This window comes from Halobacterium sp. R2-5 (assembly GCF_011734195.1).
Lineage (GTDB): Archaea > Halobacteriota > Halobacteria > Halobacteriales > Halobacteriaceae > Halobacterium.
Map to the genome: position 1 here is coordinate 1,434,576 of NZ_JAANTH010000001.1, position 22,477 is coordinate 1,457,052.

A 22,477-nucleotide genomic window follows, 5' to 3' on the forward strand; every position below is an offset into this window, starting at 1 on the left:
GGACGAACCGTCGCCGCGGCTTTAAACATATTGATAGCAGATTCTCCGCAGGCGCGCGGACCGACGGCGGGACGCGGAAGCCGCCGGCAGATTACCGACGGCGGCCAGCGAGGTAGGCGAGCAGGAACACCGCCGCGAGGGCGAGCGCCGGCACCTCGTAGGGCCGGGCGTGGAGCGTGAACACCGACCCGGCGACGGTCAGTGCGCCAGCGAGGACCGCGTACCCGAGCGGCGGGTCGCGTGACTCCCCGCGGTCGGCCGGCTCCGTTCGAACCACGAGCTCGCCGCGTTCGAGCTGGCCGAGCGCCCGGTCGAACCGCGCGGGGACGCGCGTCAGTGCGGGCAACGACCGGCTGACGTCCCCCCAGACCTCTTCGACGACCGCCCCGAGTTCGCTCTCGATGAACCCCTCCTCGACGAGGAACGAGCGGACGGCCGCGAGGAAGTCGAACTCGGGGTCGAGCTGGCGGCAGACGCCCTCGCCGACGGTGCCGACCCGGACGAGCAGCATCACGTCCGGCGGAATGCGGAACGGGAACGCCCGCAGCGTCGACGTCAGCTCCGTGATGATCGCCCGCCAGGTGACCGCCGACCGGCCCTCCAGGTTCTCGATGACGAGTTCGAGGACGCGACGCACTTCGGCGCGGTCGACGCTCGCTTCGAGGACGTCGAGCGCGACGAGCGCGTCGACGAGCGCGTCGACATCGCGCCGCACCAGCGCGCGGTACAGGCCGACGATGTCCGCCTGCACGGACGGCGGGAGCCGCTCGCTCATCCCGAAGTCGTAGACGAGCAGCCGTCCCTCGTCCGTGACGGCGAGGTTCCCCGGGTGGGGGTCGGCGTGGAACACGCCGTCGACGAGCCCCATCTCCAGGTAGACCTTCGTGATGCGGGTCGCCATCTCGCGCGGGCCAACGTCGACGCCCTCGAACGCGTCGTCGTCGGTTATCTTCCGGCCGGTACGGTACTCCATGGCCAGCACGCGCTCGGACGAGAGGTCGTCGTAGACGCCGGGGATGGCGACGCGGTCGTCGTCCGCGAAGTTCTCCCCGATTTCGGCCATGATCGCTCGCTCCCGGTCGAAGTCGAGCTCCGCGAGGATGATCTCCTCGAAGTCGTCGGCTGCGTTCCGGACGGAGTACTGCTGGCGTTCCGGGAGGAAGACGCCGACGACCGGGAGCAGCCCGCGGATGACCCGGAGGTCCCGCTCGATGACGGGCTCGACGCCCGGCCGCCGGACTTTCAGCGCGATCCGCTCCCCGCCGTGGACGACGGTGTACACGAACGCGAGCGAGCCGCCGGCGACCGGCTCCAGCGTCGAGAGGTCGAGGTCGTCGCCGATCTCCTCGCGAAGGACCTCCTGCGGGTCGCCGCCGGTCCCCTCCGGAATCTGGTCCTGGAGCGTCCGGAACACGTCGGTGTACGTCGGCGGCACGATGTCGGGCCGCGTCGAGAGCACCTGTCCGACCTTGATGAACGCGGGACCGAGGTCCAGCATCGTGTCGCGCATGCGTTCGGCCCGCCGCCTGTGGGTCTCCTCGCCGACCTGCCGCGGCGGGCCGAACGCGAGGAACCGGCGCCGGTCGCGGAGGAACGCGACGGCGAACGGGAGGAACCGGACGACGACCGAGAGATATCGACGAACGAAGCCGCTCATCTCTCTTCTAGGCGGGACGGGGTTCGCTGGCGAGTCATACGCTCTCTTCGGACACGGGTCACATATACGTAGGTACGCCGAGGAGACGCGGCCGTGCCCCGACGCCCAAAGAGTCATGAATCGGTCCCGCGATGTCCCGCCAACCGGTGGCCCTCGACCAATGAACGGCGTCGCGGTCGGCGCGGTGGTCGCCCTCTTCGCCTCCCTCGTTGCGGTGCTCGCCCTCGCAGTTCGCCGCCAGAACGGCGCGGCCGTCGTCAACGCGGTCGTCTCGCTGGCCGTTGCGGCCGTCGCGGTCGCGGGCGCCGCCCAGTTCCGGCTCGGCGCGAGCGGGCTGGTCGTCCCGGAGCTCGCGCTGTGGGCGGCCGCGGCCGGTCTCCTGCACTCCGTCGGGATGCTCGGGCCGTACGACTCGGTCTGGTGGTGGGACCACCTCACGCACACCGTCTCCGCGGCGCTCCTCGCGGCGCTCGTGTACGCTGGTGTCTCGGTCGCCGCGGGCGACGCGTGGTCGTCGGCCGCGGTCGCCGCCGCGACCGTCGCCTACACCGCGGTCGGGGGCGTGTTCTGGGAGGTCGTCGAACTCGTCGCGCGCGCTCTCGGCGAGCGGTACGACATCGAGCCCGTGCTGGTCCACTACGGGTGGCGGGACACCGCCTACGACCTCCTGTTCGACGTCGTCGGCGCCGTGGCCGTGGTCGTCCTCGACGTCCGGGTGTTCGTCCCGCTCGCCGCCGACGCCCCGGCGACGACGCGGCTCGTCCTCGTCGTGACGGTCGTCGTCCTCCTCGGAGTGTCGGTGCTGGCGGGCGCGCTCCTCGTCGTTCGTTCCGTGGAGCCAGCGTAGGACAGTTTCTCGGCGGGACGTGGAGAGCGAGCACGCGGCCCCGTCGAAACGGCCCGGGGTCCGGTGTCGGGCGCGATTCAGTTCAGGGGACGTTCACGCCCTGCCGCGCGAGGTAGTCGCCGACCTCCTTGATGACGACGGGGCTGCCGATGATGCGGACGACGCCGTCCTGTTCGAGGAAGCTGACGGTGAACTCCTCTTCGATGTCCTCGCGGACGCCCTCCAGCGTCGACGCGGGGAGCACGATCTGCGTGCTGTCGCGCAGCCTGGAGGGGTCGGGCATCACCGGTGACTCTCTTGAGACGGAGTATGAACGTGTCGAAACCAATCCCGGTCGGGCGTGAGGGAAAGCGCTTAACGGCGGCACCAGCCTATCCCACGCTAATGGGTCTGGAGGAGGAAATCGAATCGCTCGAAGAAGAAATCTCGGAAACGCCGTACAACAAGTCGACGGAGGCCCACATCGGCCGGCTGAAGGCGAAGCTCGCGGAGAAGAAGGAGAAGCTGGAGGCCCAGCAGTCCGGCGGCAGCGGCGGCGGGGGCTACGCCGTCGAGCAGCACGGCGACGCGACGGTGGCGCTCGTCGGGTTCCCCTCCGTGGGGAAGTCCTCGCTCATCAACGCGATGACGAACGCGGACAGCGAGGTCGGCTCCTACGAGTTCACCACCCTCAACGTCAACCCCGGCATGCTGGAGTACCGCGGCGCGAACATCCAGCTACTGGACGTGCCGGGGCTCATCGAGGGCGCGGCGGGCGGCCGCGGCGGCGGCAAGGAGATTCTCTCGGTGATCCGGGCCGCGGACCTGGTCATCTTCATGCTGTCCGCGTTCGAGATCGAGCAGTACGAGCGCCTCGCCGAGGAGCTCTACAACGTGAACATCCGCGTGGACGAGGAGCCCCCGTCGGTGACCGTCCGCCGGAAGGGCAAGGACGGCATCGACGTCAACACCTCCGGCGACCTCGACCTCGACCACGACACAGTCAAGGAGATTCTGCGCGAGCGCGGGTTCATCAACGCCGACGTCACCATCCGCGGGAACCCCTCCGTGGACGAACTCATCGACGGCGTGATGGACAACCGCGTCTACATGCCGTCGCTGGTCGCGGTGAACAAGGTCGACCTCATCGAGCCGTCGTACGCGGAGACGATGAAGGCGGACCTCCGCGAGCAGGGCATCGACCCCGAGGAGGCCATCTTCATCTCCGCTGAGGAGGAGAAAGGGCTCGACTCGCTCAAGGAGCAGATGTGGGAGGACCTCGGCCTCATCCGCGTCTACATGGACAAGCCCGGCCGCGGCGTCGACTACGAGGAGCCGCTCATCGTCCGCGAGGGCGACACCGTCGACGACGCCCTCCAGAAGCTCGGCGGCACGCTCGACGAGCGCTTCCGGTTCGCGCGCGTCACCGGGCCGTCGGCGAAACACGACGAACAGCAGGTCGGCCGCGACCACGTCCTCGAAGACGAGGACGTCATGCGCGTCGTCGCGCGGCGGTAGCGTGGCCGCTTCGTCACGTCGGCTCGCGGCGGTGCTGCTCGCGGGACTACTCCCGTGGGTCGTCGTCACGTTCGACGGCGGCTGGTACGCGGTCTTCTCGGTCGGCTTCCTCCACCTCGACCCGTTCTCGTTCACGTCGCTCCCGGAGTACGTCTCCCGCGTCGCGAGCGTTCCGCCCCGACTGACCGCGTGGCCGACGGCGACGCTGCTGTACGCGGCGGCGCTCGCGACAGCCGTCTTCGACCACGTCTCTGATCTCGACTCGCGCGTGCCCGCCGGCCTGCTCTTCCTCGCGGGCGTCGACGTGGGGCTGCTCGCGCTCTCGCTGTCCCGTCAGCCCACGATTCTCGCGATTCCCGTGGGCGCGCTCTGGCTGTGGGTGGCCGTCTGGGTTGGGTACGGCGACGACCTGCTGGGGGAGTGAACGATCGGTTCCGCGTTCGGTACGCTTTTCGACGCGCCAACCCATCCCCCTGACATGAGCGAATTCGTACTCGACCACGTGATGATGCGCGTCGGCGACCTCGACGAATCCCTGGACTGGTACCAGTCGCACCTCGATTACGTCGAATACGGCCGCTGGGAGGCGGACACGTTCACCATCGTCTACCTCGGCCCCGAGGACGTCCACGAGGAGGGCGCGCTCCTCGAGCTCACGCACAACCACGACACCGACGAGTACGACCTCGGTGACGCGTGGGGCCACATCGCCGTGCGCGTCGAGGACGTCTACGACGCCTACGAGGAACTCATGGACGAGGGCGTCGAGGACTACCGCGACCCGGACTCCTGCGGCGGGTCGTACGCGTTCGTGAAGGACCCGGACGGCCACGAGGTCGAAATCGTCGAGCGCGACCACGGCGCGAAGTGGAGCCTCGACCACACGATGGTGCGCGTCGCGGACGCCGACGAGCACCTCGGCTTCTGGACGCGGAAGTTCGAGTACGAGCACACGGGCCGCTGGGAGGCCGACACGTTCGCGAACTACTTCGTGAAGCCCGAGGGGAGCGCCGAGGAGGCGATGGCCGTCGAGCTCACGTACAACTACGACGGCCGCTCGTACGAGTTCGGCGACGCGTGGGGCCACCTCGCGGTGCGCACGGCCGACCTCGTGGGCGACTGGGAGACGCTGATGGAACGCGAGGCCGAAGACTACCGCGACCCCGAGTCCTGCGACTTCGACTACGCGTTCACGGAGGACCCGGACGGCCACGAGATAGAGATTCTGAACCCCGCAGAGTCGCCGGTCGACCGCGAGGACTGACGTTCCCGCGACGCGGGTCCGTGCCCGCCCGTTTTTCTCCGCTCGCTCGGTAGCGTCGGTATGGAGTGTGAGCCAATCGGTCGCGTCGAGACGCCGTTCGCGTCCCGCGACGACGCGCCCCGGCAGGGGTTTCTCGGCGACGCCTCGGGCACCGTCTACGTCGACGAACAGTACCGCGCGGGGCTGGCGGGTCTCGAGGCCGGCCACTCCGTGCTCGTCGTCTGGTGGGCCGACGACGCCGACCGCTCCGTGCTGCGGGTTCGCGACGGCGACCGCGGCGTGTTCACGACGCGCTCGCCCGCCCGACCGAACCCGGTCTGCGTGACGACCTGCGACGTGCTCGACGCGGACCCCGAGGCGGGGACGCTGGACGTCGACGGCGTCGACATGGTCGACGGCAGTCCCGTCACCGACCTCAAGTACGTCATCGAGGGCGTCGGCGAGGGCGCGCCGCCCGAGAACTAGTCGCGGTACTCGTCCAGTACGTCCGCGGGCGCGTCCGCGAGCCCCGCGAGCGCATCTGCCTCCACGTGGTGGAGGTCCCCCGGGACCACGAGCAGGTGCAGCGGGTCGCCGAAGTCCACCTCGGCGAGCGCGCCGAGGCGGTCCGCGCGCACCCTCGCATCCGGTGCGCCGGCGCGCGCGACGACGACGCCGAGCGCGTCCGCGTCCCAGTGTTCGGCGAGCAGGCCGGCGGCGTGGCTCGCGGTCATGTACTCGTCGCCGTCGACGCGCGGGTGGTCGACTTTGATGTCGAGATAGCAGAGCGTGTGCAGGCCGCGCTCGCGGTTCGCTTCGACCGTTTCGACGACCGAACTCGGCACGCCGTCGGCGCCGTGCGCCCACTCGAACGGCAGCGTCGTCGCCTTCCCGAAGCGGTAGTTCTGGAGGCCCGTGAGACTCGACGCCGCGGACTCGGCGGTCGGCGCGTGAATCACGCGCGTGTCGACGCCGCGCTCCTCGGCGCGCAGCCGGAGGTCGACGTGGGTCGTCGAAATCATCGTGTCCCCGGCGGTGAGGAAGACCGCGTCGCCGGACTCGGCGGCCGACAGAATCGGCTCGGGGTCCTGTTCGACGCCCGCGCGGTCCCGAACCTCGATGTCGGTGCCGTGGTAGGCTTCGAGGTCGGCAACGTCCGCGCCGACGAGCTTGCTGGTGTAGAACTCCGCGAACGCGCGGTCGGCGTCGGCGACGGCGTCGGCGCCCGCGACGGTGACCGAGCGCTCGTCGTAGAGGCCGAGCCCGACGAACGTGAGCATACGCCCCGTAGCCCCCGGGCCGCCCTATGGGTTTCGAGACGAGAGCGACACGGGTAAGGCCGCGCCCGCCCGACTCCCGGCCATGCCAGTGCCGTGCGTCCGCGTCCCCACCGAGGACGGCGAAGCCACGCGCCGCAGACTCGCGGACGACGACCTCGTCGTCGACGAGTACGCCATCACGGCCAGCGACGGCGACCTCTACATCCCCGTCAGCGACCCCGAAGCGGTCCCTGAAGGCCTCGACGTCGAGGACTTCGACGCGCCCGAGCGCGAGACGCCGACGACGCCCGCCGAACTGCTCGGCTTCGAGCCGACGTACGAGCGCCTCGGCGACGTCGTCATCCTCGACGAGGACGACCCGGAGCGCGCCCGCGAGATCGCCGCGGCGGTGATGGAGTCGGACGTCCGCGCGGAGACGGTCGTCAACCGCGCGTCGAAGATCAAGGGCACCGAGAGAACCCGCGACTGGGACGTCGTCGCCGGCGAGAGCACGGAGACGGTTCACACGGAGTACGGCTGCGAGTTCGAACTCGACCTCGCCGAGGTGTACTTCTCGCCGCGGCTCGCGACCGAGCGCCACCGCGTCGTCGAACAGGTCGAAGACGGCGAACACGCCTTCGACATGTTCGCGGGCGTCGGCCCCTACGCCGTTCCGATGGCGAAAGCCGGCGCGGAGGTCGTCGCGACCGACATCAACGAGACGGCAATCGAGTACCTCCGGCGGAACGCCGAGCGAAATGACGTGAGCGAGCGCGTGACGGCTATCGCGGGTGACGTCCGGGAGACCGCTGAGGACTACGAGGACTGGGCGGACCGCATCGTGATGAACCTCCCGCACACCGCCGACGAGTTCCTCGACACCGCCGTCGCGCTCGCGGGCGACGACTGCGTGATTCACTTCTACGACATCCAGCACGAGGACGACCTCTACGACCCCGGTGAGGCCGCTATCCGCGAGGCCGCCGAGCCCGAGTACGAGGTCACGGTCGAGAACGAGCGCACGGTACGGTCGTACGCGCCCCACGAACTCAACGTCGTCGTGGACGCCCGCCTCACGCGCCGGTGATTCGCAAGGCTTATTTCTCGAATCCGGCTACGGAGTAGTGCACGCGTAGTGCCGGTGTCCTACCGGGCGCAACGAGGTAGGGTGCGGCGCGCGAGTGACGCGAAGCGCGCCGGTATAGCTCAGACTGGTAGAGCGATTCCTTCGTAAGGAATAGGCCGAGGGTTCAAATCCCTCTACCGGCTTACTTCTGCGACGACCGTCGCTTCGGGCGAGTTCGATACTGGCTCGTTCACCCAACCGTTTCGTCGGTCGTCCCACCGAACTGGTCACGACTTGATGACGAACGGCCCGGCGCCGGCGGTTCGTCTGGCAACCGTCGCCACCCGGAGCATGTACGAGGTCAGCACGATGAACGGGGCCAGCGCAATCACCAGCGAGAGGGCCACGAACGTCAGCAGCGGCGGGAGCCCCAACATCCAGATGTCCGGCAGTAGGTGAGCGTTGATCGCGAGAATCGTCGACGCCGTCACCACGATCGCCGGTAGCGAGACGAGCAGGAGCGTCCGCGAGAGCTCTGAGATCTCGAGCGTGTAGTACAGCGTTTTGAAGTACTCCCGTCCGGTGGCGAACAGCTCCAGCGCTTCGATCAAATTCTCGAAATGGTCGGTTCCCGTCTCGGAGAGGTCGTTTCCGTACCGCGAGGTGATCTCCCGGGACCGGTTCACCATCGGGCCGTAATCCGTTTCGAGCCCGAGCCACAGGACGCCGAACTTGCCGCCACTCCCCTCAGTGATCGAGTGTTCGAGGCGCTCAGTGGTTTCGGTGATCTGAGAGACGTACTCCTTCAACTCCTCGGCGAACTCTTCGTCGGTCTCCTCGACCTCGGCCAACAGCTCGTTGGCCTCCCTTCGGATCGTGTTGGCCATCGCGTTGAGGAAACTGTGCGGCTCCGTCGGGGTCACCTTATTACTCGTGATTTGGCCGAGCCGGTGTCGGAAGTCCATCATCCCCTCGATGCGGTCCTCCTGCGTGTCGACGTGGGTGATATCGTAGGAGAGGACGATGGAGTTGATCGAGACGACGATCGACACCAGTAGAATGATTCCGCTCAGGAGGCTGTTGAGTATCGTTTGGACGGCCTGGGTTTCGGTGAGGAGCTGACTCATCTCGAAGGTCCACAGTGATCCGAGAGCGATGATCGAGAGGAACGTCAGTGTCAGGAGCGCCCCGGTGACGGCGTGGCGGTGCCCTTCGAGCAGCAGCCATCGGACCAAGTCGAACCCGTGGTCGTCGGTCGGGACGGGAAACCAGCTCCGCCAACTCCCGAAGTAGTTAGAGAGAGACATCAAGTAGTACGACGTGATCGGCAGCGCGGCCCTGTTCGAACGCCCTCGAAGCGGACGACTTCGAACGCCCTCGACTTGCTGTGGCCGTTGCTGCTGGAGTTGCTACAGCCAGCGAGTCCGGCCGCGAAGCTAGCCTCCGCTAGCGTGAGGTCGTAGCGGCGACGCATACACCACTAGTCGGGCGAATTATACTAAGTCGTATGCGTGAGTTGGCTCTCGAGTGGTTACCACATAATTCCGGCCCCGACTTCGACGTCTGCCCGCGGTCGGCTTCGTCGGCCCACTCGGAGAACCACGCTTCCGCGCGCTCGGGGTCGTCGGCGAGCGTGTCGCCGCCAAGGTTCTCGGCGGCGTCGACGTCGATGCCGTCCAGCCCCTTCACGGGGGAGACGCGCAGCCGTTCGACTCGTGGCATCACGGTGAGAGACGCACGGGTGATTCGGTGTTCGTCCGAATCCGTCCGCGTGCCGCGGTCTACGCCGAGCAGCTGACGTTCGCCAGCGTGACGCGGTCGGTCGGCGGCGGGTCGTCGCTGCGCACGTCCTGTTCGACCACGAACACCGACACGGACCGCAGTTCGTCCTCGCTCCGCTCGTTCCAGCGCGTGCAGAGGTAGCCGGCGAACGCGTCGGGGACCGACTGGTCGTCGGCGCTCCGGACGTTCGCGACGTACTTCCGCCAGCGCGAGCTCGGGTAGCTCCCCGCGACGTCGGGCGGCTCCGACCACTGGACGGGGCCGCCGTGGAACGCGTCCACACTGCCGCCCGAGTCGAGTCGGCCGGGCGCGACGACCCAGTAGTCGGTGCCGACGGGCGTCGGTGCGAACATCGACCACCGCGGCTCCGGCTGGCCGTCGACGGGGCCGGCCTCCGGCACGTCCACGGCGCCGACCGTCGCGGCGTTCCAGACGAGCAACCCCGCGAGGAGCACGGCGAGCAGCGCCGGGGCGACGCGGTTCTTCCACCGCACTACGACGGCGGGTAGCGCCGGCAGCGCGAGAACTGGGAGCGCGTGCTCGACCCTGTGTGCGTACTCGGAGAGGGGGAACGTGCGGAGGGCGGGGACCGCTCGCCAGCCGGGCAGTCGGTCCCAGACCTTCGCCGGGAGGAACGGCAGCAGCGCCGCGATCGAGACGAGCGGGAACACCGCGAGCTGCATCGAGACCAGCATGCCGGCGTGCATCGCGGCGAACAGCGCGGCGAAGCCCGCGCGCAGCCACCCGGTCGAGACCACGAGGAACACGGACGCCGTCAGCATCGCGAGCCACAGCCGGTCGAACGCGACGACCACGGCCGGGTACTCCGAGAGCATCTCGCCGAGCAGGACCGTGAACATGTCGAGTTCGAGGACCTGTCTGACCGCCTCGCCGGACAGCCAGAGCTCCCCGCGGAGCTTCAGGACGGCGTTGACGGTGTACACGACGACCACCTGGAGGAGCAGCCCGGCCGTCGCGACGCCGAGCACGCGCTCTCTCGCATCGCTGTCGCTCCGGAGCGCGTCCACCGACCACCGTTCGCCCAGCGGGGCGAAGATGGCCCAGAGGAACAGCATCCGGAGGAGCGTGTCGCCGCTGTTCAGCACGAGCGGGTTCCGGTAGTGCAGCGACCCGACCAGCAGTCCCGTCGCGAGGGTCGCGAGCGTCGTCCGGTAGCCCGCGAGCATCGCCAGCGCGGCCGCCGCAGTCGCGAGGAAGAGCAGGGCCTGCACCCACGCCGCGCCGGAGAGCGCGTGCACGGAGAGTCGGGCGAGCGAGCCGTACTGCTCGACGAGTAGCGACCGCGGGTAGACGCCGGCGTCCGTGTAGAACGCGGCGAGGTAGCGCGTGCGCAGCGCGAGGTCCACGAGCACGATGCCCGCCAGCGCCACCCGGAGGGCTGCGAGCGCCCGCGCGTCGACGCCGAGCCGGCGCGCGACGGCGGCGCGGAGACGTCCCGTCACGTCCCCGACTGCCGGCCCGCGGAGAATAAGCCTTCCGTGGCCGGGGTCAGCTCGCGCACGCCCAGAGCCCGGTCTCGTCGCCCCGCGCCCGCTGCTCGACGGCGGCGTAGTCGTCGCGCTGCGTGAACTCGCTGTCGTAGAGGCGGGCGTACCCCTCGGAGAGCAGCGCGCGGTTGAACGACTGGTTCTCGACGTAGATGTACGCGAGCAGCCGGTCGTAGCCGCCGCGGCGGTCGCTCTCCGCGTCGAAACGCACCGTCACGTCCTCGCCGGCGAGCCTGTCGGCGGCGTACTCGCTGGCGCGCTCGCCCCACGTCCGCAGACAAGAGCGACCGACCTCGGTGTCCGGGACGCCCTCGAACTCGCCGGGCGTCACGTCCGCGTGGGTCTCGGGGGTGTCCACGCCCAGCAGTCGGATTCGGTCCTCGCTCCCGTCTGCGAATCGCACGTCCACGGTGTCGCCGTCCACGACGTGGACGACGGTGGCGTTCCGGCTGTCCGCGCGTTCCCGATTGCCAGTCAGTGGCCCCGCACAGCCCGCGGTGGCGAGGAGCGCGACGACCGCGAGCGCGGCGAGTGCGCGTCGGTTCACGGGTGGACCTCTCGCTCCATCGTGTTTAAACTGTCAGGCGTCGCGGCCGGCGCGACTGGCGAGCACTGCGGCCAGCAGCACGGCGACGAGCGCGATCGGGACGCCGAAGCCGGGGATGCCCAAGCCCGTTTCGTTCTCGCCGACTCCGACGGTCACGGACTGGTCGCCCGCGGCAATCGTGTACTGGCCGGCGTCAGCGAGCGTCACCGTCACAGTCCGAGTCGTGGACTCGCCGGGCGCGAGCGCGGCGTCGACGGTCGCGACCTCCTCGCCGTCGACGGTGACTGCGACGGGGCCCGTCGCGGGCACGTCGTTCGGGTTCGACAGCGTCACGGTGGCTTCCACGGAACCCCCCGGTCGGACGCTAGACTCGTTCACAGTGAGGTCGCTGACGGAGACGTTCGCGGGCTCGCGGACGTCGAGTCCCACGGTGGTCCGTCCTCCGGTCACGTTGTACGTCCCGGCGGCGCCGACCTCCTCGCGGAGCGCGACCTCCGCGGACTCCCCGGGTTCGAGCTCGCCGCGGGCCTCCGAGAGCACGCCGCCCTCGAATCCGACAGTGGCGACGTACTCGCCGGTCTGGCCGCCCTCGTTGGTGACAGAGCCGACGACGGTCACCGTCTCGCCGACGTACAGCGTCGGCGGACGCGCGAACGTCTCGTTGCGGAACGGCCCCGAGACGCGGTACTCGCGGACCTCGAACGCCACGCGCGCGGGCTCCGTGCCGAACGCCTCGGCGTGCTCGCCGCGCGTCCACATCTCCGGGGTCTCCCGGGTGTTCGTGTACTGGTTCGCGAGCTCTTCGACCTCCGGCGAGGAGACGTCGAGGACGGCTTCCAGGAACATCGCGCTCGTCACGGGGTCGGCGAGCTGGTTCAGCCGGTAGAGGACGTCCGACATCGTCTCGGTGCTGTCCGTCGCGAGACGCACCTGGCGGTCGATCTCTCCCCAGACGAGGGGGCCCTTCACGTAGTTCGCGCCGGAGGGCCACGTCCCCGGCTGAGAGAGGACGGCGTCCCGCCACGGGCTGCGCTCGCCGTACGAGAGGTGCGTCTCGAACGCGCCGAAGGTCACGTAGTCGGTGCGCAGGCTCAGCAGCGACGCGTAGTACTCCGCGGCGGCCTCCATCGTCCACCGGCCGCTCTCCGCGGTGCGGTAGTCCTGTCTGGTGTGGACGTACTCGTGGAACCAGACGTTGCTCGCCCTGTCGAGGCGCGCGTCCGCGACCACCCACGCGTCGCTGCCGCCGTACTCGACGCCGCGCACGCCCCAGTCCGCGTCCGTCGGCGCGGCGGCGAACCACACGTCGTCGTCGCGCGCGCCGACGTGGAGTTTCCCGGACGCGGCGTCGAGCGCGTCCAGGACCGCCTCCGGTGACGCCGCCAGCGAGGCGTGCTCGGGGACCGCGAGCGTGAACGTCTGACCGTTGGCGGTGCGCGTGTGTTCCTCGACGGGACCGAGGTACGCGATTTCGCCGCCCGTCGACCCCTGGCCGGCGATCGTGACGTCCTCGGCGATGGTCACCTCACCCCCGCTCGACCGGTAGCTCCACCGGCTTCGGAGCTGCGGCACGGTGACGAGCGCCCACTCGCCGACGTCCACGAACGAGTAGTCGCCGTCGACCTCGCCCCCGGGACTACGCGGTCCCGTGGCGGTCTGGTTCGCGGGCAGCGTGAACGCGATTGACGCGGGGTCGGTCGTGCCGTCCCACTCGTAGCCGTCGGGCGTCTGCGTGAACGAGTCGGAGTCGACGTTCCGGGCGTCGGCGGGGACGTTCACGCGCAGCGACGTCACCGAGTCCGGGACGTCGTACGTGGCGGTGACGCCGATGGCGCCCGGTTCGTCGGGCGTGAGGCGGAGTTCGATGTCCTTCCGAATCGTCGCGGACTGCGCGCTCCCGGCGGCGAGTGTACGCTCCGAGGCAGTCACGCTGGTCTCCGCGGGAGCGTCCGCGTCCGCAGTCACGGGCGCCTGTACGGCGGCAGCGCCCGCGACCTGTGTCGCGAGGAGGACCACGACGGTGGCGACAGCGACACGTCTCATAGCTGGGCCTGCGAGTGCAACGTACAAAGGGAACTCGGCCGCGGCACGCGCCGCGGACTCACCCGCCGTCGGCGACCGCGAACGCCTCCGTCTGCGCGTCGAGCGCCGCGAGCGCGGCCGCCAGCGCGTCCAGTTCCACTCGCGCGCCGCTAGCGGGTCGCGCGCCTTCGCCGACGACGACTGTCGCGTCGGCGACACCCCGGAGTCGCTCGTTGACGCCCAGCGAGGCCGCTGCATCTGGAACGACGACGGCGTCCGCGTCGGCGACGAGCTCGCGTGCGCGAGCGACGGCGTCCTCGCCGGGCGTCGCGAACGGCGGGACAGTGACGGCGTCGACGCCGAACCGCGTGGCCGTCTCCTCGTCGACCGAGCCCTCCGCGACGGGCCCGACCGTGACCGTCGCGTCGGTGTCGGCGAGGGCCCGCAAAACGGGCGTCGCCGCGTCCCCGCCGCCGAGCACGTGGACGCGCTCGTCGAGGCCGCCCTCGGCGTCCGGGAGCGGCGTCACTGTTGGCTCGCCGGTCGCGGGGTCGGTGCCGACCGCGACGCGTGCGTCGAACGCTTCCCGCACCTGTTCGGGCGTGAGGACGTCCGCCGGGCGGCCGGAGTCGAGCACGCGGCCGTCAGCGACGAGCACGAGTTCGTCGCAGTACCGCGCCGCCAGGTCGAGGTCGTGGATGGCGGCGACGACGGTGCGGTCGGCGTCGTCGGCGAGCCCCCGAACGAGTTCGAGCGTGCGCACCTGGTGGTTGACGTCGAGGCTCGCGGTCGGCTCGTCCAGCAGGAGGACGGGCGCCTGCTGGGCGAGCGCGCGCGCCAGCAGCACGCGCTGCTTCTCGCCGCCCGAGAGCGACGTGACGTCGCGGTCGGCGAACTGTGCGACCTCCGCGCGCTCCATCGCGTGCTCGACCGCGTCCGGGTCCGGGTCGGCGCCGAACCGCGGGACGTGGGCGTGCCGGCCCATCTCGACGGTCTCGCGGACGCTGAAGTCGAAGCCGAGGCTCGTGTCCTGCGGGACGCTCGCGATGCGGCGGCTCGCCGCCTTCGACGGGAGCTCGTGGACGGCCTCGTCGTCGACGAGCACGGTCCCCGAGACGGGTTCGACGACGCCGTTCATCGCGCGCAGCAGCGTCGACTTCCCCGCGCCGTTCGGCCCGACGACGCCCACGAGGCGGCCGTCCCCGACGGTTGCGCTCACGGCGTCCAGAATCTGCGTGCCGCCGAGCTCCACGTCCACGTCGCGGACGTCGAGGGTCACAGCGCGTGCACCTCCCGGTTGCGGAGCAGGTAGAGGAAGAACGGCGCGCCGACGAACGCCGTCACGATGCCCACGGGGAGTTCGGCGGGGCCGGCGCGCGCGAACGTGTCCGCGGCGACGAGGAACGCGCCGCCCGCGAACGCCGACGTCGGGAGGAGGACGCGGTGGTCGGGCCCGACGAGCAGGCGCATCACGTGCGGGACGACGAGCCCGACGAACCCGATGACGCCCGCGACCGAGACGGCGGCGGCGGTGACGACGCTGGACACCGCGAGCAGCACGCGCTTCGTGCGCTCGACTTCCACGCCGAGCGTGTGGGCGTCCTCCTCGCCCGCGAGCAGGACGTTCAGGTCGCGGGCGTACGCCAGCAGCACGACGCTGCCCACGAGGACGACGGGGAGCGTGAGCTCCACGTCCGACCAGTTGGCGAGGTGGAGGTGGCCCATCAGCCAGTACATCGCCTCGCGGATGCTGTCCCCGGAGTGGACGATGACGTAGGAGGTAATCGCACCGAGGAACGTCTGGACGGCGACCCCGGCGAGCAGCAGCGTCGCGACGGGCGTGCGGCCGCCCTCCGTGGCGAGCAGGTAGACGCCGAACGCGGCGACGAGCGCGCCCGCGAACGCCGAGACCTGGATGCCGAACGGGAGGAACAGCGGGAACGCGATGGCGGTGACCGCGCCGACCGCGGCGCCCGAGGAGACGCCGATGATGGAGGGGTCGGCCATCGGGTTCCGGAAGAACCCCTGCATCACGGTGCCGGCGACGGCGAGCGCGGCGCCGACGACCGCGCCGAGCACGATTCGGGGGAGCCGGATTTCGCCGACGATGAGCTGCTGCTGGTCGGGGACCGCGAAGTCGAGCGGGGAGGAGTAGACGAGGTCCACGGTGAGCCACGGGAGGTCGCCGACCGCGGGCACGGCGACGGACGTGACGTAGAACGTCGCTGCCGTGGGGACCGCGAAGGCGTCCAGCGCCGCGAGCGCGACCCGGTCGAGGGGAATCCGGACCGGACCGATGGTGGCGCTGGTGAGCATGACGGCGACGAGCGCGAGGAACGTGCCGGCGGTCCACGCGCTCGCCCGGGTGTAGGCTCGCATCTGAACAACCGTAGTTTCTTTAGGCAAATACTTATTGCGTTAACTCCCTCCTCCGCACATGCGACAGGCCACAATCGTACTTGGTGTAGTCCTACTGCTGTTGTCCGCTGTGGCGCCGGCGGCCGGGGTCGCCGCGCCCGCGAGCGACGCGGCGGCGAGCGCGGACGCGCAGGAACCGGACTGCGAGTTCCCGACCACGCAGAGCGACGCTACCGACTACGACGTCACCGTCGAGGAAGAACCCGAGCGCGTCGTCACGCTCAATCCGAGCGCCGCACAGACCATGTGGGAGATCGGCGCCAGCGACAAAGTCGTCGGCGTCTCCCAGTTCGCCGACTTCCTCGACGGTGCCCAAGACCGCGAGGTCGTGACCTCCGGCTACCCGTCCTCCGTCGACGTCGAGCAGGTCATCAGCCTCGACCCCGACCTCGTGCTCGCGCCGAACACCATCAACAACGAGACGGTGGCCCAACTCCGGGACGCCAACCTCACCGTCTACCGCTTCGAGAAGGCGACGTCCATCGAGGACATCTACCAGAAGACCCAGGTCATCGGCCGGCTGTCCGGCGAGTGCGAGGGCGCCGAGTCGACGGTCACCGAGATGCGTGACGAGGTCGAGACCGTCGAAGCCGCCGTCGAGGGCGAAGACGAGCCGACCGTCCTCTACGACATGGGCGACCGCTACACGGCCGGCCCGAACACCTTCATCGGCCAGGTCATCGACCGCGCCGGCGGCGACAACATCGCCGCGAACGCGAACTCCTCGATGCTCTACCCGCAGCTCTCCGCGGAGTTCATCGTCGAGCAGGACCCCGAATTCCTCGTCGTGAGCGCGCAGCCCGACCAGCTCGGCAACGAGAGCGAGACGTACGTCGCCGAGGACTCGGTTCTCCGGAACACCACCGCCTTCGAGGAGGGGAACGTCGTCGTCGTCGACACCAACCACATCAGCCAGCCCGCGCCCCGCGTCGTCGAACCGATGACGCAGTTGGCGCAGGCGTTCCACCCGGACGCGTACGCCGAAGCGAACACCACGACCCGGGCCACTACGCAGGAGACGACCGCGGCACCGACCACGACTGCGGGTGACACCACGACCGACGGCGAATCCAGCGGTACCACCGTCCCCGGCTTCGGAATCCCGGTCGCGCTCGTCGCCGTTCTCGGCGCCGCCCTACTCTCGCGCCGCCGGCTGTAACGGCTGAGACGCTCCGTTTCTTTTTCGTTGCACGCGGCTCACGGGTCGCTTCGCTCCCCGCTCGCGTTAACGTGGCCTCCCTTCGGTCGGCCACGCGGCTCACGGGTCGCTCCCCTCCCCGTTCGCACAAGCGTGCTCTCCCGCGGTCGAGCACGCGTCCGATACCGTTTAAGGCCCCGAACCGCTACCGGGAGTATGGTCGAGAACGTCATCTGGCCCGCGTACTTCGACGCGACGCTGTCGCGTCGCGAGGGCCGCCGCGTCCCCGAGTCTCTCTCCGTCGACGAACCGACGGTCGACGAGGTCGCGACCGCCGTCCAGCAGGTCGGCTACGACGCCGTCGTCGAACGCGACGTCGCGTACCCGCGTCGCCCCTGGGAGGACTCCGGGCGCGTGCTCGTGCAGGGTGCCGACGACGCCGGAAAGTCTGACCTCCTGCAGGCCGTCGGCGCCTACGTGACGGCGCTGCGCGAATAATGGAGCGCGCCGGCGACGTCGTCCGCACCGCACAGAACGTCGCAGTCGTGCGCTGCGAGAGCGACGGCCACCCCGACATCGGGGACAGCGTCGTCGACCAGAACCTCGACGAGGTCGGGCGCGTCGTCGACGTCTTCGGACCAGTCGAGCGCCCGTACCTCTCGGTGACGCCGAACGGCGGCGTCCACCTCCCGTCGCTGGTCGGGCAGACGCTGTACGTCCGGTGACGGAGTCGCAAGGTCAAAGCCGGGGCGGGACGACGCCCCGGCTATGAAGGACTCGCTGCGCGGCGTCCCGGTCGTCCTCGGCGTCGTCGCGCTGTTCCTCGTCGTGCAGTTCGGCACGCTCGCGCTCCTCGAACCGTTCGAGAGCGCCGGCCTCCAGTCCACGGAGAACCCACAGGACCCCACGAACAGCATCCTCTACGTCGGCCTGCTGCTGGTGGCGACGGCCGGAATCCTGCTGGTCATCAAGTACGACCAGCAGTGGGTGCTGCGCGCGTTCATCCTGTTCACGAGCGGCTTCATCGCGTCGTACGTCTTCGCGGTCGTGTTGCCCGCCGTCGACGTCGGTGGCGTGAACGCCGCCGCGTACGCGCCGGCCGCGGCGCTCGTCGCGGCGCTGTACTTCTACCCCGAGTGGTGGGTCGTCGACGCCGCGGGCGTCATCCTCGGGATGGGCGCGGCGGCGCTGTTCGGCATCAGCTTCGGGGTGCTCCCCGCGCTCGTGCTGCTGTCGGCGCTGGCGGTCTACGACGCCATCAGCGTCTACGGCACCGAGCACATGCTCACGCTCGCGTCCGGCGTGATGGAGCTCCGGCTCCCCATCGTGCTCGTGGTGCCGGCGACGCGCGGCTACTCGTTCCTCGAGGAGGCCGAAGAGACCGCGGCGGCCGCCGAGGACGACGAGATGGAGGACACAGAAGGCGAGGAGGGCGAACGCGGCGCGTACTTCATCGGACTGGGCGACGCCGTGATGCCGACGATTCTCGTCGCGAGCGCGGCGCACTTCCTCGACACCCCGCCGGTGTTCGGCGTGGAGCTGGCGGCGCTGACCGCAATCGTCGGGACGCTCCTCGGGCTGGTGGTCCTGATGCGGATGGTGTTCGCGGGCCGCGCGCACGCCGGGCTGCCGCTGCTGAACGGCGGCGCCATCGCGGGCTACCTCGTGGGGGCGCTCGCGGCGGGCATCCCGCTCGTGGAGGCGCTCGGACTCGCGCCGTACCTCTGAGGGCGAACAGGCGGCGAATCGAGTCGCGGAGCGGGCCGCCGCGCTCCCGCGAGACCGCTCCGCGCGAGTCGTCAGGTCACGGGACGGCGTGGTCCCGCTCTCGTACTTGAAGGTTCGGCTACTCGCCGGTGAGCGCCTCGCTCGCGGGCGCGAACTCGAGTTCGGTGCCGAGCCCCCGTTCTTCTGCGCGCTCGTAGAGCATGTGCGCGGCAGCGGCCGTCTCGATGCCGGTGCCGCCGCTGTCGAAGACGGTGACGTCGTCGGGCGACCGGCGGCCGGGCGCGTTCCCGGCGACGACGTCGCCGAGTTCCGCGTGGACGTGGGCCTCCGTGACGGCGCCCTCGTCGAGGGCGTTGATGAACGAGCCGGCGTCCTGCGTGACGCGCTCGCGGAGGTCGGGGACGTAGACCGCGCGCTCGATGGTCGCCGCCTCCAGTTCGTGCTTCCCCGGGTGGTACTGACCCATCGCGGTGACGTGCGCGCCGTCCGCGAGGTCGTCGTCGTCGAAGACGGGTTCGCTGGCGTTCGTCGCGGTGACGACGACGTCCGCACCCGCGACGGCGTCGCCGCTGGAGTCGACCGCTTCGACCGCGGCGTCGAGGTGGTCGTCCACGTCGTCGGCGAACGCCTCGCGGTTGGCTTCCGTGGGCGAGTACACGCGCACAGTCTCGAAGTCGCGGACGGTCGCGGTGGCGCGGAGCTGGCCGCGGGCCTGCGCGCCGCTCCCGATGACCGCGAGCGTGCTGGCGTCCTCGCGAGCGAGCGCGTCGACGCCGACGGCGCCAGTCGCGCCGGTTTTGAACGGGTTCATGCGCGCGCCGTCGAGGACGGCGAGCGGCTCGCCCGTGTCGGCGTCGAACAGCGGCGTGACGAACCACGCGTCGGCGTCCTCGAACCCCGCGCTGTACATGTATCCGCCCATCGCGCCCGTCTCGGGGAGGACTGCGGCGTAGGCGGTGAACATGCCGGGCGGCGACTCGTTGAGGAGCTTCGTCCGGGGTTTCGCGGGCGCGCCCTCGCCGCGCTGGCGGTACGCGTCGCGGACGGCGTCGACGTAGTCGGCCGGGTCGGCGAGCCCCGCGACGTCGTCGTCGGAGAGGAACAGTGTCTCGGTCACGGCCGGAAGTTCGGCGGGCGCGAAGAAAAGACCCGGGGAGTCAGTCCGCGGACTCGTAGCTGGCGTCGGCGCGCTGGTCGGGGACGTCCGTGGGGTCGTTGACGAACAGCCCGTGGGCGGTCAGCGCGAGCGCGGCGAGACCGCCCGCGGTGAGCGCCAGGGTGGGGCCGATGCCGGCGGCGTAGAGGCCGCCAGCGAGCCCGACGAGGGCGAGGGGAACGGCGGCGAGGAGGGCGTCGTAGTAGCCGGCCATAGCTAGATGATATATTCACACGCACCCACATAATAGTTTGGTGGTGGTTCTGAATATAATCTCTGTAAGTTATGAGCCGGGCCGTCGTGTCTGCCGGAGGCCACACGTCTATAACGCTGTCAGTCCACCCTCTAAGTGACTACCGTGAACCGGAACGACCGCTCTATCGTCGGGCTCGTGGCGCTCGCGCACGCCATGGTCCACACGTACGAACTCTCTATCCCTATCCTCATCCCGCTGTGGCTGGAGGCGTTCCCGGTCGGGTCGGGCACGATCGGCCTCGTCGTCGGCGCAGGGTACGCGCTGTTCGGCCTCGGCGCGCTCCCGGGCGGCATCCTCTCGGACACCGTCGGGTCGCGGCGGCTCATCGCGGGCTGCCTGTTCGGCATGGCCGCGTCGTTCCTCCTGCTGTCGGCCGCGCCGTCCATCGCAATCGTCGCGCTCGCGCTCGTCTGCTGGGGCATCGCCGCCAGCGTCTACCACCCGTCCGGGCTGTCGCTCATCTCCACGGGCGTCGAGGAGCGCGGGAACGCGTTCGCGTACCACGGCATCGCCGGCAACGTCGGCACGGCGCTCGGTCCGCTCGCGGTCGCCGTGCTGTTGCTGTTCGCGGACTGGCGGGTCGTCACGGCGCTCCTCGCCGTGCCGGCCGTGATCGCAGGCGTGGTCGCCCTCCGCGTGCGCTTCGACGAGCGCGCCGCCGTCACCGCCACCGACGGCGGCGACTCGAAGGCCAGCGTCGGCATCTCCTCGGTCGGCGAGTTCCTCTCGGAGTCGAAACTGCTGTTCGTCGGGCCGTTCGTCGCCGTCTTCGTGCTCGTCATGCTGAGCGGGCTCTACTACCGCGGCATCCTCACGTTCCTCCCGGACCTGCTCTCCGAGATGCCCGCGTTCGCGCCCGTCGAGTTCGCCGGCCGCGAGATGGAGCCGTACCGCTACGCGTACTCCGGGCTGCTGATGGTGGGCGTGCTCGGCCAGTACGCCGGCGGGAAGCTCACCGAGCGCTTCCGCACGGAGCGCGCCATCGCCGCCGTGTTCACCGCGCTCGCGGCGCTCGCGCTCGTCTTCCTCCCGGCCGCGAACGCCGGCCTCGCCCCGCTACTCGTGGTCGGCGCGCTGCTCGGGTTCACGCTGTTCGTCATCCAGCCGCTGTACCAGGCGACCGTCGCGCTGTACACGCCTTCGGGGACGCGCGGGCTCTCCTACGGCTACACGTACCTCGGCGTGTTCGGCGTCGGGTCCGCGGGCTCGGCGCTCGCCGGCTCCATCCTCGAGTACTCGACGGTCACCGTGCTGTTCGGCGTGCTCGCCGCACTGGCGTTCGCTGGCGCCGTCGTCGCGGCCGTGCTCACGTCGCGCCAGCCTACCCCCTGAAGTCGACGACGACGAGCGTCGCGAACCGCGCGACGACGAGCGCGACCGTGCCAACGGCGAGCGCCACGAGGAAGAACTGCGGGTCGGCGTTCCCCGGGAAGAACGGCGTCCCGCGCATCAGCTGCGCGAGGAAGTCCGCGCCGAGCCAGGACGCGACGGCGTACAGCAGCGCCGCGCGGGTCGATTCCAGGACGCGGGTGTCGTAGCCCCCGGCGAACGGCGCGACGACGATCCAGCCGACGACGAACGGCAGCAGTACGCCGGCGTACCGCTGGGCGGTCAGCGACCCGTGGGAGAGCGTGCCCGCGAGCACGAACGCGGAGATGGCGAGCAGGTCACCCGGCAGGAATCGGACGACTGCGCGCGGGTCGGCGTCGTAGAGTTCCATACGCGGGGCGTTCGCAGCGGGGGATTAAGGCGGTCCCGGTTCGACGCCGACGACGGTTGACGCGAACCCGCGTTCGAGGACGGTCGCGTCCAGTCCCGCGCGCTCCATTCTCGCGGCGAGGTCGTCCGGCGCGTCGAACGCGGACTGGAAGCGGATCGCGTGCTCCGCCGCGACGAGCAGCCGGCCGCGCAGCGTCTCCGGGTCGAAGTCCCGCACGACGAGCACGCCGCCGGGACGCAGCACGCGCGCGGCTTCCGCGAGCGCGCCGTCCCGGTCGGGGAAGTGGTGGAGCGCGTCCACGACGGTGACCGCGTCGACGCTGTCGTCGCGGAACGGGAGGCCGGCGGCGTCGCCCTGGACGACCGGAAGCCCGCTCTCGCGCGCTTCCTTGAGCATCTCCGCGCTCGCGTCGACGACCGTCACGTCCCGGCCCGCGACCTCTCTGGTGTCCTCGGCGAGCGCGCGAGCCGCCCGCCCCGTGCCGCCGCCGACGTCCAGCACGCGTTTCACTGGTCGCTCGGCGGCCGCCAGCCCCGCCGCGAGGTCGCCGCGGTCCGCGGCTGGCATCCCGAGGTCGTAGAATCGCGCGAACCGCTCGAAGTACCGAACGTCGTGCATACCCGGACGTACGAC

24 protein-coding genes, 1 tRNA gene and 1 pseudogene are annotated in these 22,477 nt (G+C 70.2%); 12 read left to right on the forward strand and 14 right to left on the reverse strand.

The window, feature by feature from the left end; translation table 11 throughout:
* Positions 1-91: 91 nt before the first annotated feature.
* Positions 92-1,657: an AarF/UbiB family protein gene (locus G9C83_RS07735; protein ID WP_167245516.1), complete on the reverse strand. Its 1,566-nt coding sequence runs from the start codon at positions 1,655-1,657 to the stop codon at positions 92-94.
* Positions 1,658-1,817: 160 nt separating this feature from the next.
* On the opposite strand from G9C83_RS07735, the gene G9C83_RS07740 reads away from it, so the two are divergent.
* The gene (locus G9C83_RS07740; protein WP_167245517.1) at positions 1,818-2,504 is read left to right on the forward strand and encodes a hypothetical protein; all 687 of its coding nucleotides are present in this window, start codon (positions 1,818-1,820) and stop codon (positions 2,502-2,504) included.
* A gap of 82 nt (positions 2,505-2,586) precedes the next feature.
* Here the strand turns inward: G9C83_RS07740 and G9C83_RS07745 are convergent, their stop codons facing one another.
* Entirely contained in the window at positions 2,587-2,787 is a 201-nt protein-coding gene (locus G9C83_RS07745) for a hypothetical protein (RefSeq protein WP_167245518.1), read from the reverse strand.
* Between the two features lie 101 nt (positions 2,788-2,888).
* On the opposite strand from G9C83_RS07745, the gene G9C83_RS07750 reads away from it, so the two are divergent.
* The 4 genes from G9C83_RS07750 to G9C83_RS07765 are packed head-to-tail and all read left to right on the forward strand — an operon-like array spanning position 2,889 to position 5,730.
* On the forward strand, positions 2,889-4,001 hold the full coding sequence (locus G9C83_RS07750) for a GTP-binding protein (RefSeq protein WP_167245519.1): 1,113 nt from the start codon (positions 2,889-2,891) through the stop codon (positions 3,999-4,001).
* Between the two features lies 1 nt (position 4,002).
* Positions 4,003-4,425 (forward strand): TIGR04206 family protein, encoded by a 423-nt coding sequence (locus tag G9C83_RS07755; protein ID WP_167245520.1) that lies wholly within the window; start codon positions 4,003-4,005, stop codon positions 4,423-4,425.
* 54 nt (positions 4,426-4,479) lie between these two features.
* Entirely contained in the window at positions 4,480-5,265 is a 786-nt protein-coding gene (locus G9C83_RS07760) for a VOC family protein (protein ID WP_167245521.1), read from the forward strand.
* Positions 5,266-5,325: 60 nt separating this feature from the next.
* Entirely contained in the window at positions 5,326-5,730 is a 405-nt protein-coding gene (locus G9C83_RS07765; RefSeq protein WP_167245522.1) for a TrmO family methyltransferase, read from the forward strand.
* Here G9C83_RS07765 and dph5 read toward each other — a convergent pair.
* Complete coding sequence (gene dph5 / locus G9C83_RS07770; protein WP_167245523.1) at positions 5,727-6,524, reverse strand: diphthine synthase; 798 nt, start codon at positions 6,522-6,524, stop codon at positions 5,727-5,729. The genes G9C83_RS07765 and dph5 overlap by 4 nt on opposite strands.
* Before the next feature lie 82 nt (positions 6,525-6,606).
* Between dph5 and G9C83_RS07775 the strand changes: the two genes are divergently transcribed.
* Positions 6,607-7,590: a class I SAM-dependent methyltransferase family protein gene (locus G9C83_RS07775; RefSeq protein WP_167245524.1), complete on the forward strand. Its 984-nt coding sequence runs from the start codon at positions 6,607-6,609 to the stop codon at positions 7,588-7,590.
* A 108-nt stretch (positions 7,591-7,698) separates the two neighbouring features.
* Positions 7,699-7,772: transfer RNA gene (locus G9C83_RS07780), tRNA-Thr, on the forward strand.
* Positions 7,773-7,856: 84 nt separating this feature from the next.
* On the opposite strand, the gene G9C83_RS07785 is transcribed toward G9C83_RS07780, so the two are convergent.
* The 7 genes and pseudogenes from G9C83_RS07785 to btuC all read right to left on the reverse strand — a co-directional run bounded on the left by G9C83_RS07785 (position 7,857) and on the right by btuC (position 15,807).
* A complete protein-coding gene (locus G9C83_RS07785) occupies positions 7,857-8,876 on the reverse strand; it encodes a hypothetical protein (protein WP_167245525.1) in 1,020 nt (339 codons plus the stop codon).
* Positions 8,877-9,177: 301 nt separating this feature from the next.
* Positions 9,178-9,291, reverse strand: a pseudogene (locus G9C83_RS16265) (molybdenum cofactor biosysynthesis protein); the annotation flags it as partial.
* A gap of 59 nt (positions 9,292-9,350) precedes the next feature.
* Positions 9,351-10,814 (reverse strand): HTTM domain-containing protein, encoded by a 1,464-nt coding sequence (locus G9C83_RS07790; RefSeq protein WP_347877783.1) that lies wholly within the window; start codon positions 10,812-10,814, stop codon positions 9,351-9,353.
* Positions 10,815-10,860: 46 nt separating this feature from the next.
* Positions 10,861-11,406 (reverse strand): thermonuclease family protein, encoded by a 546-nt coding sequence (locus G9C83_RS07795; protein WP_167245526.1) that lies wholly within the window; start codon positions 11,404-11,406, stop codon positions 10,861-10,863.
* Between the two features lie 33 nt (positions 11,407-11,439).
* Positions 11,440-13,449, reverse strand: coding sequence for a PGF-CTERM sorting domain-containing protein (locus tag G9C83_RS07800; protein WP_167245527.1), 2,010 nt, complete (start codon positions 13,447-13,449; stop codon positions 11,440-11,442).
* A gap of 58 nt (positions 13,450-13,507) precedes the next feature.
* Positions 13,508-14,707, reverse strand: coding sequence for a heme ABC transporter ATP-binding protein (locus tag G9C83_RS07805; RefSeq protein ID WP_167245528.1), 1,200 nt, complete (start codon positions 14,705-14,707; stop codon positions 13,508-13,510).
* Positions 14,704-15,807 (reverse strand): vitamin B12 ABC transporter permease BtuC, encoded by a 1,104-nt coding sequence (gene btuC / locus G9C83_RS07810; RefSeq protein ID WP_167245529.1) that lies wholly within the window; start codon positions 15,805-15,807, stop codon positions 14,704-14,706. The genes G9C83_RS07805 and btuC overlap by 4 nt, the downstream gene beginning before the upstream one ends.
* A gap of 58 nt (positions 15,808-15,865) precedes the next feature.
* Here btuC and G9C83_RS07815 point away from each other — a divergent pair, with 58 nt between their 5' ends.
* From G9C83_RS07815 to G9C83_RS07830, 4 genes are all read left to right on the forward strand, one after another.
* The gene (locus tag G9C83_RS07815; RefSeq protein WP_167245530.1) at positions 15,866-17,005 is read left to right on the forward strand and encodes a PGF-CTERM-anchored ABC transporter substrate-binding protein; all 1,140 of its coding nucleotides are present in this window, start codon (positions 15,866-15,868) and stop codon (positions 17,003-17,005) included.
* A gap of 195 nt (positions 17,006-17,200) precedes the next feature.
* Positions 17,201-17,482, forward strand: a complete 282-nt coding sequence (gene srp19, locus G9C83_RS07820) for a signal recognition particle subunit SRP19 (RefSeq protein ID WP_167245531.1) — start codon at positions 17,201-17,203, stop codon at positions 17,480-17,482.
* Positions 17,482-17,709 (forward strand): Gar1/Naf1 family protein, encoded by a 228-nt coding sequence (locus tag G9C83_RS07825; RefSeq protein ID WP_167245532.1) that lies wholly within the window; start codon positions 17,482-17,484, stop codon positions 17,707-17,709. The genes srp19 and G9C83_RS07825 overlap by 1 nt, the downstream gene beginning before the upstream one ends.
* Positions 17,710-17,752: 43 nt before the next feature.
* Entirely contained in the window at positions 17,753-18,712 is a 960-nt protein-coding gene (locus G9C83_RS07830) for a presenilin family intramembrane aspartyl protease PSH (protein WP_167245533.1), read from the forward strand.
* Between the two features lie 118 nt (positions 18,713-18,830).
* Here G9C83_RS07830 and G9C83_RS07835 read toward each other — a convergent pair whose 3' ends face one another.
* Together G9C83_RS07835 and G9C83_RS07840 are read right to left on the reverse strand one after the other, a co-directional pair.
* Positions 18,831-19,829 carry an ornithine cyclodeaminase family protein gene (locus G9C83_RS07835; protein ID WP_167245534.1) on the reverse strand — a complete coding sequence of 333 codons (999 nt, stop codon included), beginning with the start codon at positions 19,827-19,829 and terminating at the stop codon, positions 18,831-18,833.
* Positions 19,830-19,869: 40 nt separating this feature from the next.
* A complete protein-coding gene (locus G9C83_RS07840; protein ID WP_167245535.1) occupies positions 19,870-20,082 on the reverse strand; it encodes a hypothetical protein in 213 nt (70 codons plus the stop codon).
* A 144-nt stretch (positions 20,083-20,226) separates the two neighbouring features.
* On the opposite strand from G9C83_RS07840, the gene G9C83_RS07845 reads away from it, so the two are divergent.
* On the forward strand, positions 20,227-21,456 hold the full coding sequence (locus G9C83_RS07845) for an MFS transporter (RefSeq protein ID WP_167245704.1): 1,230 nt from the start codon (positions 20,227-20,229) through the stop codon (positions 21,454-21,456).
* Here the strand turns inward: G9C83_RS07845 and G9C83_RS07850 are convergent.
* Entirely contained in the window at positions 21,446-21,844 is a 399-nt protein-coding gene (locus tag G9C83_RS07850; RefSeq protein WP_167245536.1) for a DUF3054 domain-containing protein, read from the reverse strand. The genes G9C83_RS07845 and G9C83_RS07850 overlap by 11 nt on opposite strands.
* 24 nt (positions 21,845-21,868) lie before the next feature.
* A complete protein-coding gene (locus tag G9C83_RS07855; protein WP_167245537.1) occupies positions 21,869-22,462 on the reverse strand; it encodes a methyltransferase domain-containing protein in 594 nt (197 codons plus the stop codon).
* Positions 22,463-22,477: the final 15 nt, after the last annotated feature.

Excerpts from the sequence above, each read along its gene's own strand:
- G9C83_RS07735 (WP_167245516.1), bottom strand. The coding sequence starts at position 1,657 with ATGAGCGGCTTCGTTCGTCGATATCTCTCGGTCGTCGTCCGGTTCCTC.
- G9C83_RS07740 (WP_167245517.1), top strand. The coding sequence starts at position 1,818 with ATGAACGGCGTCGCGGTCGGCGCGGTGGTCGCCCTCTTCGCCTCCCTC.
- G9C83_RS07745 (WP_167245518.1), bottom strand. The coding sequence starts at position 2,787 with ATGCCCGACCCCTCCAGGCTGCGCGACAGCACGCAGATCGTGCTCCCC.
- G9C83_RS07750 (WP_167245519.1), top strand. The coding sequence starts at position 2,889 with ATGGGTCTGGAGGAGGAAATCGAATCGCTCGAAGAAGAAATCTCGGAA.
- G9C83_RS07760 (WP_167245521.1), top strand. The coding sequence starts at position 4,480 with ATGAGCGAATTCGTACTCGACCACGTGATGATGCGCGTCGGCGACCTC.
- G9C83_RS07765 (WP_167245522.1), top strand. The coding sequence starts at position 5,326 with ATGGAGTGTGAGCCAATCGGTCGCGTCGAGACGCCGTTCGCGTCCCGC.
- dph5 (WP_167245523.1), bottom strand. The coding sequence starts at position 6,524 with ATGCTCACGTTCGTCGGGCTCGGCCTCTACGACGAGCGCTCGGTCACC.
- G9C83_RS07775 (WP_167245524.1), top strand. The coding sequence starts at position 6,607 with ATGCCAGTGCCGTGCGTCCGCGTCCCCACCGAGGACGGCGAAGCCACG.
- G9C83_RS07785 (WP_167245525.1), bottom strand. The coding sequence starts at position 8,876 with ATGTCTCTCTCTAACTACTTCGGGAGTTGGCGGAGCTGGTTTCCCGTC.
- G9C83_RS07800 (WP_167245527.1), bottom strand. The coding sequence starts at position 13,449 with ATGAGACGTGTCGCTGTCGCCACCGTCGTGGTCCTCCTCGCGACACAG.
- btuC (WP_167245529.1), bottom strand. The coding sequence starts at position 15,807 with ATGCGAGCCTACACCCGGGCGAGCGCGTGGACCGCCGGCACGTTCCTC.
- G9C83_RS07815 (WP_167245530.1), top strand. The coding sequence starts at position 15,866 with ATGCGACAGGCCACAATCGTACTTGGTGTAGTCCTACTGCTGTTGTCC.
- srp19 (WP_167245531.1), top strand. The coding sequence starts at position 17,201 with ATGGTCGAGAACGTCATCTGGCCCGCGTACTTCGACGCGACGCTGTCG.
- G9C83_RS07825 (WP_167245532.1), top strand. The coding sequence starts at position 17,482 with ATGGAGCGCGCCGGCGACGTCGTCCGCACCGCACAGAACGTCGCAGTC.
- G9C83_RS07830 (WP_167245533.1), top strand. The coding sequence starts at position 17,753 with ATGAAGGACTCGCTGCGCGGCGTCCCGGTCGTCCTCGGCGTCGTCGCG.
- G9C83_RS07840 (WP_167245535.1), bottom strand. The coding sequence starts at position 20,082 with ATGGCCGGCTACTACGACGCCCTCCTCGCCGCCGTTCCCCTCGCCCTC.
- G9C83_RS07850 (WP_167245536.1), bottom strand. The coding sequence starts at position 21,844 with ATGGAACTCTACGACGCCGACCCGCGCGCAGTCGTCCGATTCCTGCCG.
- G9C83_RS07855 (WP_167245537.1), bottom strand. The coding sequence starts at position 22,462 with ATGCACGACGTTCGGTACTTCGAGCGGTTCGCGCGATTCTACGACCTC.